Annotated in this window: 16 protein-coding genes; 13 read left to right on the plus strand and 3 right to left on the minus strand. The window is 42.2% G+C overall.

Going from position 1 to position 13,393, the window contains the following annotated elements; translation table 11 throughout:
- Positions 1-70 precede the first annotated feature (70 nt).
- On the minus strand, positions 71-649 hold the full coding sequence (locus NSQ72_RS03960) for a TetR family transcriptional regulator (protein WP_039183028.1): 579 nt from the start codon (positions 647-649) through the stop codon (positions 71-73).
- 176 nt (positions 650-825) lie between these two features.
- Between NSQ72_RS03960 and NSQ72_RS03965 the strand changes: the two genes are divergently transcribed.
- From NSQ72_RS03965 to NSQ72_RS03995, 7 genes are all read left to right on the plus strand, one after another.
- The gene (locus NSQ72_RS03965) at positions 826-1,371 is read left to right on the plus strand and encodes a VanZ family protein (RefSeq protein ID WP_039177210.1); all 546 of its coding nucleotides are present in this window, start codon (positions 826-828) and stop codon (positions 1,369-1,371) included.
- A complete protein-coding gene (locus tag NSQ72_RS03970; protein WP_039177212.1) occupies positions 1,372-1,836 on the plus strand; it encodes a DUF6884 domain-containing protein in 465 nt (154 codons plus the stop codon).
- Between the two features lie 152 nt (positions 1,837-1,988).
- On the plus strand, positions 1,989-2,618 hold the full coding sequence (locus tag NSQ72_RS03975) for a rhamnogalacturonan acetylesterase (protein WP_039177214.1): 630 nt from the start codon (positions 1,989-1,991) through the stop codon (positions 2,616-2,618).
- Between the two features lie 154 nt (positions 2,619-2,772).
- Complete coding sequence (locus tag NSQ72_RS03980) at positions 2,773-3,813, plus strand: NAD(P)/FAD-dependent oxidoreductase (RefSeq protein WP_039177215.1); 1,041 nt, start codon at positions 2,773-2,775, stop codon at positions 3,811-3,813.
- 69 nt (positions 3,814-3,882) lie between these two features.
- Positions 3,883-5,487, plus strand: coding sequence for a helix-turn-helix domain-containing protein (locus tag NSQ72_RS03985; RefSeq protein WP_144516533.1), 1,605 nt, complete (start codon positions 3,883-3,885; stop codon positions 5,485-5,487).
- A gap of 110 nt (positions 5,488-5,597) precedes the next feature.
- Complete coding sequence (locus tag NSQ72_RS03990) at positions 5,598-6,524, plus strand: ABC transporter substrate-binding protein (protein WP_048240082.1); 927 nt, start codon at positions 5,598-5,600, stop codon at positions 6,522-6,524.
- Positions 6,525-6,536: 12 nt separating this feature from the next.
- The gene (locus NSQ72_RS03995) at positions 6,537-8,252 is read left to right on the plus strand and encodes an ABC transporter ATP-binding protein (RefSeq protein WP_039177231.1); all 1,716 of its coding nucleotides are present in this window, start codon (positions 6,537-6,539) and stop codon (positions 8,250-8,252) included.
- 62 nt (positions 8,253-8,314) lie between these two features.
- On the opposite strand, the gene NSQ72_RS04000 is transcribed toward NSQ72_RS03995, so the two are convergent.
- On the minus strand, positions 8,315-8,641 hold the full coding sequence (locus NSQ72_RS04000; protein ID WP_024425817.1) for a YnfA family protein: 327 nt from the start codon (positions 8,639-8,641) through the stop codon (positions 8,315-8,317).
- A 336-nt stretch (positions 8,642-8,977) separates the two neighbouring features.
- On the opposite strand from NSQ72_RS04000, the gene NSQ72_RS04005 reads away from it, so the two are divergent.
- The 6 genes from NSQ72_RS04005 (at position 8,978) to NSQ72_RS04030 (ending at position 12,830) form a co-directional block, all read left to right on the plus strand.
- Positions 8,978-9,544: an RNA polymerase sigma factor gene (locus NSQ72_RS04005; RefSeq protein WP_039177235.1), complete on the plus strand. Its 567-nt coding sequence runs from the start codon at positions 8,978-8,980 to the stop codon at positions 9,542-9,544.
- On the plus strand, positions 9,541-10,287 hold the full coding sequence (locus tag NSQ72_RS04010) for an anti-sigma factor (RefSeq protein ID WP_039177238.1): 747 nt from the start codon (positions 9,541-9,543) through the stop codon (positions 10,285-10,287). Before NSQ72_RS04005 ends, NSQ72_RS04010 begins: the two co-directional genes overlap by 4 nt.
- A gap of 99 nt (positions 10,288-10,386) precedes the next feature.
- A complete protein-coding gene (locus NSQ72_RS04015) occupies positions 10,387-10,890 on the plus strand; it encodes a hypothetical protein (RefSeq protein ID WP_039177241.1) in 504 nt (167 codons plus the stop codon).
- A gap of 90 nt (positions 10,891-10,980) precedes the next feature.
- A complete protein-coding gene (locus NSQ72_RS04020) occupies positions 10,981-12,006 on the plus strand; it encodes a zinc-binding alcohol dehydrogenase family protein (RefSeq protein ID WP_039177244.1) in 1,026 nt (341 codons plus the stop codon).
- A complete protein-coding gene (locus tag NSQ72_RS04025) occupies positions 12,003-12,530 on the plus strand; it encodes a YfiT family bacillithiol transferase (RefSeq protein ID WP_106025895.1) in 528 nt (175 codons plus the stop codon). Before NSQ72_RS04020 ends, NSQ72_RS04025 begins: the two co-directional genes overlap by 4 nt.
- A gap of 12 nt (positions 12,531-12,542) precedes the next feature.
- Positions 12,543-12,830 (plus strand): hypothetical protein, encoded by a 288-nt coding sequence (locus NSQ72_RS04030; RefSeq protein ID WP_039177247.1) that lies wholly within the window; start codon positions 12,543-12,545, stop codon positions 12,828-12,830.
- A 24-nt stretch (positions 12,831-12,854) separates the two neighbouring features.
- Here the strand turns inward: NSQ72_RS04030 and NSQ72_RS04035 are convergent, their stop codons facing one another.
- Positions 12,855-13,334 carry a MarR family transcriptional regulator gene (locus tag NSQ72_RS04035; RefSeq protein WP_024425228.1) on the minus strand — a complete coding sequence of 160 codons (480 nt, stop codon included), beginning with the start codon at positions 13,332-13,334 and terminating at the stop codon, positions 12,855-12,857.
- Positions 13,335-13,393 lie beyond the last annotated feature (59 nt).

Consider the following 13,393-nt stretch of genomic DNA (forward strand, 5'->3'; position numbering starts at 1 on the left):
CCTAAAACTCAAAACTGACGATTCGTCATTTTAAAGCCAAAAAAGAGCGTACAGCAAGTGCTGTACTAAGTTAAGGTGTCTCTATGCCAAGTGCGTAAAGAAGAAATTGCTTCACCTCTCGCTTTTGAATCAGAACCTCTTCTGTATCTGTTTCCGTAAATAAGTACATTTGCTCAGCAGACGATTCGAGTAAACCGATAATGAATTTCGCCGCGTAATGACAGTTCAAATTCGCACGGACTCGTTTGTCCTGCTTTGCTTTTTCTAGAAAAGCAGCGACCCATTTGTAAATTGGCTCATAAATATCTTCCCATTCCTTTAAATGCTCGGTGGCGGCTAAGCCTGAGTAGGTGAGTGCAAGGACATCACGGTATTGCCTTGTAAAAGCAAAAATGAATTCAACAAGTGCATCTGCTTGATCGAGGACATCTGCATGCTGAGTGAATTCCTTTTCGATCGCAGGCACCATCTGAGCGATCAGATGTTCAGCGATCGCAGGCATGACGGAAAGCTTTGAAGGAAAATATAAATAAAACGTTCCTTGCGCTACTCCTGCTGCTTTCACAATATCCGAAATGGTCGTCTTTTCAATGCCTTTTTCTTTAAACGCATCAATCGCAGCAAGCATAATCTTTTCTCGTTTCGACATATCATCACCGACCTTAAATGACTGAATGTCATTCAGTTTAGCGAGAAAATGACGATTTGTCAATATGGTTTTCTCTACATTGAATGTGAGAATAAGTGATGAATAGATGCGGGCAAGCCTGAATAAGCTGTAAATATGGTCAAGCATCATCATGTGAGAAAGGGGCAGCTCTCTGTATGACATCCAGTGCTATGTTTTCCATTGCTTATTTTCTCCTGCTCGTCCCGCTCTATTTACATATGAGATACAGACAGGCAAAAAAGCAACATCGTTTTATCTATTTACGAACAGAATTGATCCTTGCCTGCCTGTTTATTTATACGAATGTTTTATTATATTTGACGGTCTTTCCAAATCGTTTTTCCGCCCCAAGGGATCAGGTGAGTGTGAATCTCATACCTTTGCAGTCCATTTATCAAAATCTTCACGCCTACCATCACGGCTATCCAAATCTCGTCTTTTTAAATTTAGCAGGGAACATATTGTTATTTGTCCCACTCGGTTTTTTTCTTTATCAAGCCTTTCGAACCATGCGCTGGCAAAAGGCGCTTCTTGGCGGCTTTCTCCTGTCAACCATGATCGAAATGCTCCAATGGATGTTCTCGCAATCTGGTATCATTACAAGAAGCAGCGATATTGATGATATTCTTTTAAATACACTTGGCACAGCGCTAGGCTGTATCGTGTATCAGATCTATCGAAAAAGGAAGGAGAAAACCTGAGTGAAGCGAGTTTGTATTATTCCATGTGGCGCGAAGAAAATTTGGGACGTCGATCCAGAGGCAGGGAGCCAGCCAGCGAACCTTGTTTATTTAAGTCCCCTGCATCAGCGTACGAAAAGCTATGCTCAAACGTTCTTTTCAGACTGGATGATCTTATCAGCGAAGCACGGATTCTTAAAGGCAGATGATATCATACATGAAAATTATGATGTGGCTTTTGGTATACCGCATGCTAAGCAGATCACACGAGAAGAACTGAGCCGGCAATTTCATCAAAAAAATCTTTTCGCATATGATGAACTGGTGGTACTAGGTGGGAAGAAATATCGAAAAGTGATCGACCCTTTATTACATCCTCATCAAAAAGCGAATTACCCGCTGGCTCCATATAAAGGAATTGGCTATATGCTTCAGGCGTTACATCAAGCAGTGGAATCAAAAATAGAACTTCCGCCGCATATTTAACACATTCACATCTACCGGTAAGCAGGGTTTTGACCATTAAAAAGAGAATAATTGAAATAGCGATGCTGATTGTTTCATATCTTTTCAGCAGCCATTAGGATGCCCGTATCGCTCGGGTGAAGTGGCTCAATGAAAAAGGGAGGCGTATGAACATGACAACCATCTATTTAGCTGGTGATTCGACCGTTTCATCTTATCCAGATCGTCCTGTTCAAGGAGGATGGGGAGAGTTTTTACACCGCTATACAGCGCACGGCGTTCACGTCGACAATCGTGCCATTGGTGGAAGAAGCTCAAAAACATTCATTGAAGAAGGACGCCTTGATGACATATTGGCTGACATTCAGCCAGGAGACTGGCTTTTCACACAAATGGGGCACAATGATGCTTCCAAGGAGAAGACCGAGCGCCATACAGATCCTTTCACGACGTATAAAAGCTACCTGTCTCAATATATTCACGGAGCAAGGGCAAAAGGGGCAACACCACTTTTACTCACTCCAGTCGGCCGTTTTCATGAAAAAGACGGAGAATATATCAACGATTTTCCTGATTACTGTGCCGCTATGAAAGAATTAGCCGATGAAGAAGAAGTTCTTCTCGTCGATTTAAATACCGCAAGTCTTCAGTTTTATCAAATTTCCGGCATAGAGAAAACGACCTCTTACTTTATGCTGTCAACAGGAATTGAGGATCGCACGCACTTTACAAAAGAAGGCGCAGATGCGATTGCAAGACTTGTTTCTCTTGAATTAAAAGACCTTGGTTTAACGATCGTGTGATGAATGACAGGACGAGTGAGCGCTCGTCCTGTTCTTTTTTTTGCAGAAAGCTATTGATTCCCTTCACTAGAGTAGACTACAATAGATACATATGATAATGAGAATCAATATCACTGATAAATAGATCATTCGATGGAAAACTGGAGGGACTCAAATGTCAGATCAGCTTGAATTGTTTGACGTCACCATTATTGGCGGCGGGCCAGCAGGCATGTACACCGCCTTTTATAGTGGGATGCGGGACTTAAAGACGAAGGTACTTGAGTACAACGAAAGCCTTGGCGGGAAAATCCTTCTGTATCCTGAAAAGGTCATTTGGGATGTCGGCGGTTTGCCGCCAACAAGAGGAGAACAGCTGATACAGCAGCTGGAAACTCAGGCGAAAACATTTGAACCAGAGATTGCACTGAATCAAAAAATCACGTCATTCGAGCGAGATGAACATAATCATATCCTACTGACGGCTGAAAATGGTGATCGTCATTTGACAAAGACCCTCATATTAGCGATGGGTCACGGCATTCCAGTTCAGCGGAAACTTGAAATCGAGCATGCAGACCGCTATGAAGTGACAAACCTTTATTACACTGTCCAGGAGCTCAAGACATTTGCAGGGAAACGGGTTGTGATTTCTGGAGGCGGCGACTCAGCGGTTGACTGGGCCAATGCCCTTGCTCCAATTGCTGAAAGTGTCACCGTTGTGCATCGCCGTGACATGTTTGGCGGACATGAGAAAAACGTCGCCAATATGAAGGCGACTTGCAAACGAATTTTAACCCCGCATGAACTAACAGAGCTGCATGGTCAAGGTGACAAAATTGATGCCGTCACCATTCAAAACATAGAGACAGGTGAAAAAGAACGAATCGAAACAGATGCTGTGATCGTTAATCACGGGATGAAAGGCGATTTAAGCGTGCTATCAGAATGGGGTCTCAAGCAAGGTGAATGGGGACTGATCGAGGTTAATGAAAAAATGGAAACCAATTTACCGGGCGTCTATGCGGTAGGCGATTTGTGTACACATAAAAGCAAGGTCCGCTTAATTGCTGGTACGTTTGTTGATGGAGTCAATGCGCTGAATAGCGCAAAGCTTTACATCGAACCAGAAGCCGAAAAAGTGGCATACGTTTCCTCTCATAATGAACGCTTTAAGGAGAAAAACAAAGAATTACAAACAGCTGGAGCTCGCTGATGAATATCCAGTCAAACATTGAAGTGCTAAAATTTTAGCACTTTTTTTATATGGAAGGAGAAAGAGAAAATGACAACCCGTACTCATACCATTCTGCGCATGAAAGAAAGTAAAGAGCGATCTCTTTCTGTCAAACAAACAGTCTCCTGGCATACATCTTTCCCTATGTTCTTGACATGCGACGGATCTGTGAGAATTGAAATGGAAGGATTGCAATATCAGCTAAACGCAAAAGACAGTATGTTGATCCGCTCAGGTATCAATGTCATGCTCCAATCTTTATCCAACGAACAGGTGGCGATTTATACGATCACATTTGATCAGTTTATCCTGACAAATGATGCGCAAAATGAATTGGTTTTTAAGATGAGTTATGATGATCTGCCGGATAATGGAGCAATGGTCAAAGGCTCTGCCGTGCTGTTTTCTTACATCAAACAAATGAAGGTGGGTCAGTGCATCCGAGAACAGGAGAAAAGGCTGGAGGACATCATGCACATTTTTCACCGTCAATCCAAGCCATACGCTGAGAAGGTGCATTATTCAATTGAAATGATTTTGCAGTATATGGCGCAGCATTATGAAAAAAAGCTTACGAGAAAAGACTTAGCCCATAAGATGGGTTTTCATGAGAGTTATTTTTCGACCTTTTTCAAACAAAGTATGGGACTGAGTGTGAGTGACTATATTGCACAAATTCGAATAGATGAAGCAAAAAAACGGCTTCTGCAAACAGATGATCAAATTCAAATGATTGCGCGGCAAGTGGGCTATACAGACAGTTTATATTTCAGCAGGAAATTCAGGCAGAAAACAGGAAGGTCCCCTAGTCAGTTCCGAAACAATCGAAGACCAGAGCGAATTGCTGCTTTTCAATTTGTCGGGTTATTGGGCGCGCTAGGCATTCGCCCTGTCTGCATTGACCAAGATACCTTTCACCATTCAGATATACTCAAAGATCAGCTGGCCGGTATGCTGGTCATAGATGAACACACGCCTGATGACGTATTCAAATCACTTCAACTAGATTTAATCATTATTCCTAACTATTTTTATTCGAAGCCTGCGTTGATCAAGCGGTTGGAGCGAATTGCCCCTGTCCTTGTTCTGCCATATGCCGGTGGTCATGTTGTACAAGAGGTCTTAACTACAGGGCGCCTGTTAGGAAGAGAGAAAGAGGCTGAAGATTGGGTGAAACGCTTCGAACATCTGAGTCAAAAGGCAAGAAACGATCTATCTTCCTTTAGGGAAAAAGGAGAGACAGTGGCGATTTATGAAATGAGAGGACATGACAAAGTGTACATGTGGTCCTATGATGCTAGAGGTGCCTTCTACCTTTACGAAACGCTTGACTTAAAGCCTCCGAAGACGATTCTAGAAGAAGTTCTTCTCCCCAATCAACATACAGTCATTCCTTTAGAAAGGTTAAGAGAATACGAGGCGGATCACATGTTTTTTATTGTAGGTGTTGAACATGGGTGGTATGAACAAATGGATCAGCGGATGGAGGAAAGCGATGTTCTTCGTCAATTGTCCGCTGTGAAAAATGGAAACTTCTACCCATTAAAGCTAGAGGATTTTCGATTTGATGAAGGAGAGCGGGCTCTTCATTTGATTGACCGTTTTGTCTCCCGATTGACTGAGGCAGCTAATCCAACAATTGTCCATATGTAAGTTGCGAGAATCCTCCATAGACCACTTCGTATGAGGTTGGTAGAATACATGAGACTAGTAATTGATAACTATTCTCATTTGTATCGGAGAAATGAAGGAGGAATACTCATATGAAAAAGACATATTGGATATGTGCTGTCATCTTCATGCTGGTATTGTCAGCCTGTGGCAAAAAAGAAGAAGCCAAAACGGCAGAAACAGAGCAGCAAACGAAAACCATTGAGACTGTTAAAGGAAAAATCGACATTCCAGCAAACCCAAAACGCGTTCTCATAGATGGATATTTAGGCAGTGCAATTGCATTGGATGTTCACCCTGTAGGTGCAACGACTCAAGATTTAAAGAATGTACACTTGAAGGACAAGATCAAAGGTATAGAGGACATTAGTGACGAGCGTTCAGCTGAAAAAGCACTCAGCTTAAAGCCTGATCTAATTATCACCGCAGTACAGGATGAAAAAGTCTATGATGTGTATAAAAAAATAGCACCAACACTCGTATATCCTTACAATTCATTCAAAGACGCACATGAAGAAATCACAACTTTGGCCAAGGTGTTAAACAAAGAAGAGGAAGGAAAGGCGTTTCTCGCCTCCTTTGACCAACGAATCGAAGCAGCTCGAAAAAAAGTAAAATCTGTATTAAAAGAGAATGAAACAGTTTCTATCATGGGCGCATTTAAAAATGATGTGTTTGTGTATGGGAACGGAATTTACCGAGGTGGACAAGCACTATATCAACAATTGAAAGTGAATCCGCCAAAAGAGGTCAAAGATACAATTTTAAATAGTAAAACAGGCTATGAGGTACTCTCCTATGAAACCCTTCCGAAATATGCAGGGGATTATATATTCATTGATGAATCCAATGGCGGGACATTTGATAAAAATAATTCCATCTGGAAGAGTTTAAAAGCTGTCAAAAAGGAACAGACCTATCAACTGGATGCAGAATTCTTTTGGCCTTATGATCCCATTGCAGTCATGAATCAAGCTGAAAAGTTTGCTGATTTATTGACAGATTTATCTCATCATTAGGAGGTCTGTCAATTGTTCAAACGTTTTTTTTCATACTACAAACCCTATATGGGGCTGTTTATATTAGATTTTTCCTGTGCGGTACTAGCGGCCTTACTCGAACTATCCTTTCCGCTAGCCATCAGTAAAGTGATGGACGATTTACTGCCAAATGGTGATTGGGAAGCCATTTGGTTCTGGGGCAGTTTGCTGCTCATTTTATATGTCATCAGTTCCACCATGCATTACGTTGTGACTTATTTTGGCCATAAGCTGGGGATCAATATTGAGACCGATATGAGGAATCAACTATTCTCTCATGTACAAAGAATGTCCTTCCGTTTCTTTGACCAAAAGAAAACAGGCAAGCTCGTTTCCCGCATGACCAATGATTTAATGGATATTGGAGAGATGGCACATCACGGCCCAGAGGATTTATTTATCGCCATCATGACATTAACGGGTGCGTTTGGCCTCATGCTATCGATTAACTGGCAGCTTGCGGTTCTCACATTTATTGTCGTTCCATTCCTGATCGGATTATCTGTCTACTTTACGAAAAAAATGTCTGCTGCTTTTGATAAAATGTTTTCAAGCATTGGACAATTCCATTCACGTGTGGAAAACAATATTAGCGGCATTCGTGTGGTGAAAGCATTCGGGAATGAGTCACATGAAATGGATCGTTTTATCGAGCATAACGAGCAGTTTAGAAAAACAAAACTGACCACATATCAAATGATGGCACTGCATACAGCAGTGAGTCATTTACTCATTAAAAGTGTCACCGTATTTGGCCTCGTGTGCGGTGCATGGTTTGTGCTGCAAAAAAATATGACATATGGAGAATTTGTTTCGTTCGTGCTATTAACAGGTATTTTCTTAGGACCCATTCAGCAAATCAATGCAGTCATTGAAATGTATCCAAAAGGTGCAGCTGGCTTTAAACGATTCGCATCACTGATCGATCAAACACCAGATGAAAAGGATGATGAGGATGCAATCGAAGTCTATCAGTTAAAAGGGAATATCACTTTTGAGCATGTATCATTTCAATATGAACCAAACAAACCTGTGCTGCATGACATCAATCTTGAGGTCAAGCAAGGAGAGAAAATTGCCATTGTCGGTCCATCTGGTGCCGGGAAATCGACCCTTTGCAATCTGCTTCCCCGTTTTTATGAATGGCAGGAGGGGAGCATTACAATTGATGGCATAGAAACGCGAAAGATGACACTTGCATCGCTGCGCGCACAAATTGGTGTCGTACAGCAGGACATTTATTTATTTCATGGGACGATACGCGAAAACATCCAATACGGAAAACTGAATGCATCTGAAGAAGAAATTTGGCAGGCAGTAGAGAAGGCTCAGCTTACGGACTTAGTCAAAAGTTTGCCAAAAGGACTTGATACGATGATCGGTGAGCGTGGGATGATGTTATCTGGAGGACAAAAACAGCGTATCTCCATAGCACGTATTTTCTTGAAAAATCCGCCCATTTTCATTTTAGATGAGGCGACCTCTTCGCTTGATACTGAGACAGAGTCATTTATCCAAGCATCACTAGAAGAGCTGGCTGAAGGACGAACGACCTTTATCATTGCCCATCGTTTAGCGACAATACAGCATGCCGACCGCATTATTGTTCTTACAAAAGAAGGCGTAAAAGAGCAAGGAAAACATGAAGAGTTACTCAAAATAGATGGTCTGTACCGTCGTTTATACGAAACACAATTTAGAATGTAAGGTTCGAAAAGAAGACAAAGGGCTAAAATAAACATCATTTTAGCCCTTTTTGATGTTAGAAATTAACTGCGTGGCGCAAATAACATCACACTGACTCCAGCCAAACAGATCAAAGCACCCATCCAGTCATATAGATCAGGTGTTTTTCGATCGACCCACCAGCCCCAAAACACAGCAAGAATGACAAAAACACCGCCATAGGCAGCATAAACCCGTCCGAAAGTCGGAAACTGCTGAAAGGTCGGAATGACGCCATATGCGACTAGGATAAGGCTGCCGGCGATTCCGAAGCTGACAGGCTTTGCTTCACGGAGCCAAAGCCACACCAAATAGCCGCCGCCAATTTCTGCTAAACCTGCTAATAAAAAAAGAACTATCGTCACCATCATATATGGACACTCCAATTTCTCCAATTTACACCCTATTATGACATGCGGAAAGAATGCGTTCTACCTCAATTGAATGGAGAGATCAACTGATTAGAGAGTGGTCACACATGGATTCTTGACTTTTGTATCATGAGTGATCCAAATGGTCTGTTATGTCGTAAAGTAAGTACATTCTCATGAGGAGCACACTTCCTTTTTCAGCGCTCTTTTTTTCTCCTTGAAAAAAGAGTAAAGTACAAGGTAGGCTTATTTCAGTAAATCGAGTGATAAGCAATACGTGAAGGATTTCATGATGGATGCGCATGCTCTTTCTCATGAAAAAGGAAGGAGATGACCATGGACACACTGAAAGATTTTGAGCTGTATCACAAGATCAAATATGATCGTCACAAGCCCTCGCTTGAAGTGCTGTACGATCGCTATGAACGTGTATTATATTCGTTTATTTATAAAATGACTGGCAACCGTGAGCTCGCGGAGGAAGTGCTTCAAGAGGTCTTTATCAAGCTCTGGCGCGGCATAGGAGAATATCATACGGATAAAGGGAAATTCTCTTCGTGGTTATTCATGATGTCACGCAACACGGCCATTGATCTCTTAAGAAAGCACCGGAATGAAACGGCTTTGGAAGATGAGCATATTGAATATTTAGCCGATCATCAAGAAGATGTATCAAAAGAAGTGGAATGGAAAGAGGAAAAACAGATCATACGTGAAGCAGTATCTACATTGTCAAAAGAACAGCAAACCATCATAGAAGATGTCTATTTTAAAGGAATGACACAAAAGAGCATCGCTGAAAAGCTGGGCATCCCTATTGGTACGGTAAAGGGAAGGGTTCGATTGTCTTTGAAGCATTTGCGATCGAAACTGTCTCGCGGAGGAAAGGAGGAAGAGGCATGACTCAGTGTAAACATCAAGTGATTGATTATTTCAACGGGCATTTACAAGGAGAAGAAAAAACGCAATTTGAAGAGCACATCAAGCACTGCCCAGCTTGCAAAGAAGAGCTTGAAGAATTGACAGCGCTCATGTCTGACATTCCACTTCTAGCCGAAGACCAAACACCTCCGGCAGGGATGAAAGACCGTATTTTATCCCAGGTGTTTGAAGAAGAGACAGTCGAAGAAAACAATAGCGATAGAAAAGAGCAAAAGGCTGCACCTGAGCCAAACGAAATCAAACCGCTGCAAAAGAAACGAAACCAATGGCTCTTACCGCTCGTTGCCGCACTGCTTCTTATTTCAGCAGCTGGAAATGTGTATTTCTTATCGAATGGAAAACAGCAGGCGGAAGAACCTGTCAGGGTTGTTGCCACAAAATCACTGACTTCTGCCGCATCACCAAAAACGACAGGTGCTTTCTCAGTGATAGAGCATAACGGCAAAAAAGAACTTGTTGTGAGTGCAGACGGCTTAAAGGGGCAACTTGATTCATCTGCTGTTTATCAAGTGTGGCTCATTAAAGGAGATCAGCCGGTGCCAGCCGGTGCTTTTAAAACAGATAACAAAGGGGAAGGAACCGTCACCTATGCGTTATCTGAAAAAGAAGCAAACGAATCATGGGATACCGTGGCTGTTACCCTGGAACCAAAAAAGGATAACAAGCTTCCGCAAGGTCCAGTCGTACTAAGCGCTGCTTTTTAAGTTTGATTCATCAAGGATGCCTTTTTAGGGGTATCCTTTTTTTATAGGTTTGGGAAACTTTTCGGCAAATGAAACGTAGTTCATATGGAGGTGAAACAGATGAAAACATCTATGGAAAAAGTCCTATTTCTCTTATCTGTCAGACACGCATTGATTGCCTGTTATTTTTTAGTCTTTCCGTTCGTTGCACAAGTCCTTTATACCCCATCACCTTTATTGCTCGTCCTCATCGCTCTTTTTATGATTCATAACCTAACAGAAAGTATTATTTGGTTCTACAAATCGAGAAGGATCAGAAAGCACCAGTCTGGTGATCTAACAAAACGCGGGCATGTCTTTAGCCAGCTCGTGCAAAGAGTTGAACAGCTCCTCATCGTCGGTTTTGTGATTCTTTTGATCAATGAATGGATACAGGGAAGAGTAGATCTAACTACTCTCTCATTCACTCTTTTTCTATTAATCATCGTTTTTCTGCAGCACATTCAGTTTTACTACGTTCAGCTGTTTTTTAAATCCAACAGCTGGTTCACTTATGTTTTTTCTTTGCAAAAGGCACGTCCTTCATACATGGCGAGAGAGCGAAAGGCCCTGAAGAGGTCATAAATGTGCCATCACTCGTTTGACCCAGCCATAAACATCAGAAAATTATGATAAAATGTGGAAAGAAAGAATGGAGAAAGGGAGTGCGAGCGAGTGAAAGCAGTTGGACTATTGGAGTATTTACCGATTGAGCATGAGCAAAGCCTGATGGATCAAGAGGTTGAAAAGCCTAAAGCGTCTGGCAGGGATGTACTGGTGAAGATAGAGGCTGTGTCCGTAAATCCAGTTGATACAAAGGTGAGATCACCGAAGGAGCAGAAGGAAGAAAAACTGAAAATTCTTGGCTATGATGCAAGCGGTACGGTTGTTGAAGTGGGCGAAGCGTGTACATTATTTCAGCCAGGCGATCACGTTTACTATGCGGGAGATATTACGCGTCAAGGCTCGAATAGTGAATACCAGCTTGTGGATGAGCGTATTGTGGCGAAAAAGCCAGCTAATCTATCCTTTGCAGAAGCAGCAGCGATGCCCCTTACAACAATTACGGCTTATGAGGCTTTATTTGACCGGATGCATATGAAGCGGAATGCAGAAGGCTCAACCTTGCTGATCATTGGTGGTGCAGGCGGGGTTGGTTCAATTGCCATTCAACTAGCCAAATTAGCGAAGGCAACTGTGATCGCAACCGCATCAAGACCAGAAACAAAAGAGTGGTGTCTGTCATTAGGGGCCGATCATATCATTGATCATCATCAGCCGCTTCTCGCGCAGCTCGAGGAAAAAGGAATCGGCGAAGTGGATTTTATTTTATGCTTAAATGATACAGATGGACATTTCAAAGGCATGGCAGAAGCCATCAAACCGCAAGGCACGATCTGTACCATTGTCGAGAACAAGCACAACCTAGACATTCAGTTACTCAAAAATAAAAGTGCGGCATTTGTATGGGAATTCATGTTCACACGTCCTATGTATGAAACAGCGGACATGATCAAACAGCATGAGCTTTTGACAGAAGCGAGTCGGTTATTTGAGCAGGGGAAAATAACGCATACCTTAACAAAGGTTCTCAGCCCGATCAATGCTACTAACTTGAAGCAGGCACATCAAACACTTGAACAAGGAAAGATGATTGGAAAATTTGTGCTTGAAGGATTTGAGAGAGGAGAGAACGTATGACGTCATTACAATATCCGATTGGCTTATATGAACCGGTAGAAACAAAAACGAGAGCACAGCTGGAAGCATGGATTGATGAGCTGGCTGCAATCCCTGAAGAGTATGAAGCGGTGACTGCACCGCTTACAGATGCACAGCTTGATACACCTTATCGGCCGGGAGGATGGACTGTTCGTCAGCTCATTCACCACGTAGCAGACAGCCATCTAAATGCATACTTACGATTCAAACTTGCTCTCACAGAAGATACACCGGACATACGTCCATATGATCAGGAGGGATTTGCCTCACTTCCTGACAGCAAGGCTCCCATCAGTTTATCCCTGCCTTTGATCAGCAGTTTACATCGCAGGTGGGTCACTTTACTGCGGGGAATGTCAGAGGAAGACTTCAACGCTTCTTATTATCACCCTGCCGATCAACAAACAGTGTCCTTATATGATGCAACGGGAATGTACGTCTGGCATTCAAAGCATCACCTTGCCCATATTACGGATTTAATCAAAAGAAATCATTGGAAGTAAAGGAGTAAACGCATGTCTGGAAGAAGAATTGTCGGCGCCATGTTTATCTGTATGGCGGCATTGTTTTATATAGCGAAATATGTTCTTTTTGAGATTCATTTTTTTAGAACGAGCTTTGATGATGAGGTCAGTAAATTTCAGCTTCTTGAAGAAGTGCTTCCTGGCGGTACGTGGATCAGTATCCTTTTTCTCATTATCGGCTTAGCCTATCTTTTATGGGATGACAGGGAAGTCATTCGTAAAAATCTTTTCACCCCAGATCGACAAATAGAAGAAACAAAAAAGACGGACCTCAAGTGACCGTCTTTTTTCTTTTTTACTTTTTTAGCCGCGTTCAGGACGCAGTGCTTTTTCTAAGATAGCAAGGCCTTCATTGACTTTTTCTTTTTCCTCGTCATTGAGCCGTTGCAGGGAATTTTTGATTTTTTCGTGTCCTTTTTGATAAATACTTCTGAAAATATTTTTCGCTTCCTCTGTCAGCTCTACGACAATGATTCTCCGGTCACGCTCAGAGTGCTTTCGCACGACAAAGTTAGACTGTTCTAACCGGTCAAGCAGACCTGTCATATTGGACAAAGAAGCGCCCATTTTTTCAGCGATTTCGGATACTTTGAGAGAGCCATGGTTATTGAGCAGCATGAGCACCTTCATTTGAGGCATACTCATATCAAGCTTCATCCATTCAGAAACATCTCCAAGACCTGCAGCTGTGAGCACTTTCATATAAAGAACCCATGTCTTTTTTTCCTCTGGAGATAGAATCTCTTCTTTTAATACGGTGGTGTCATGAATATTATATTCCACGCTTGTTCACTTCCTTTAAGCGGCTCTTTTTCTTTATATTACTGATTTTTACTTCTAAT

Origin of the sequence: Bacillus sp. FSL R5-0659, assembly GCF_038008785.1 — a bacterium.
GTDB lineage: Bacteria > Bacillota > Bacilli > Bacillales > Bacillaceae > Bacillus > Bacillus safensis.

Bases quoted from the DNA above. Each gene is read 5' to 3' on its own strand.
- NSQ72_RS04025 (WP_106025895.1), top strand. From the start codon at position 12,003: ATGACGTCATTACAATATCCGATTGGCTTATATGAACCGGTAGAAACA.
- NSQ72_RS03975 (WP_039177214.1), top strand. From the start codon at position 1,989: ATGACAACCATCTATTTAGCTGGTGATTCGACCGTTTCATCTTATCCA.
- NSQ72_RS03965 (WP_039177210.1), top strand. From the start codon at position 826: ATGACATCCAGTGCTATGTTTTCCATTGCTTATTTTCTCCTGCTCGTC.
- NSQ72_RS03985 (WP_144516533.1), top strand. From the start codon at position 3,883: ATGACAACCCGTACTCATACCATTCTGCGCATGAAAGAAAGTAAAGAG.
- NSQ72_RS04000 (WP_024425817.1), bottom strand. From the start codon at position 8,641: ATGATGGTGACGATAGTTCTTTTTTTATTAGCAGGTTTAGCAGAAATT.
- NSQ72_RS04015 (WP_039177241.1), top strand. From the start codon at position 10,387: ATGAAAACATCTATGGAAAAAGTCCTATTTCTCTTATCTGTCAGACAC.
- NSQ72_RS03980 (WP_039177215.1), top strand. From the start codon at position 2,773: ATGTCAGATCAGCTTGAATTGTTTGACGTCACCATTATTGGCGGCGGG.
- NSQ72_RS03960 (WP_039183028.1), bottom strand. From the start codon at position 649: ATGTCGAAACGAGAAAAGATTATGCTTGCTGCGATTGATGCGTTTAAA.
- NSQ72_RS04005 (WP_039177235.1), top strand. From the start codon at position 8,978: ATGGACACACTGAAAGATTTTGAGCTGTATCACAAGATCAAATATGAT.
- NSQ72_RS04030 (WP_039177247.1), top strand. From the start codon at position 12,543: ATGTCTGGAAGAAGAATTGTCGGCGCCATGTTTATCTGTATGGCGGCA.
- NSQ72_RS03990 (WP_048240082.1), top strand. From the start codon at position 5,598: ATGAAAAAGACATATTGGATATGTGCTGTCATCTTCATGCTGGTATTG.
- NSQ72_RS04010 (WP_039177238.1), top strand. From the start codon at position 9,541: ATGACTCAGTGTAAACATCAAGTGATTGATTATTTCAACGGGCATTTA.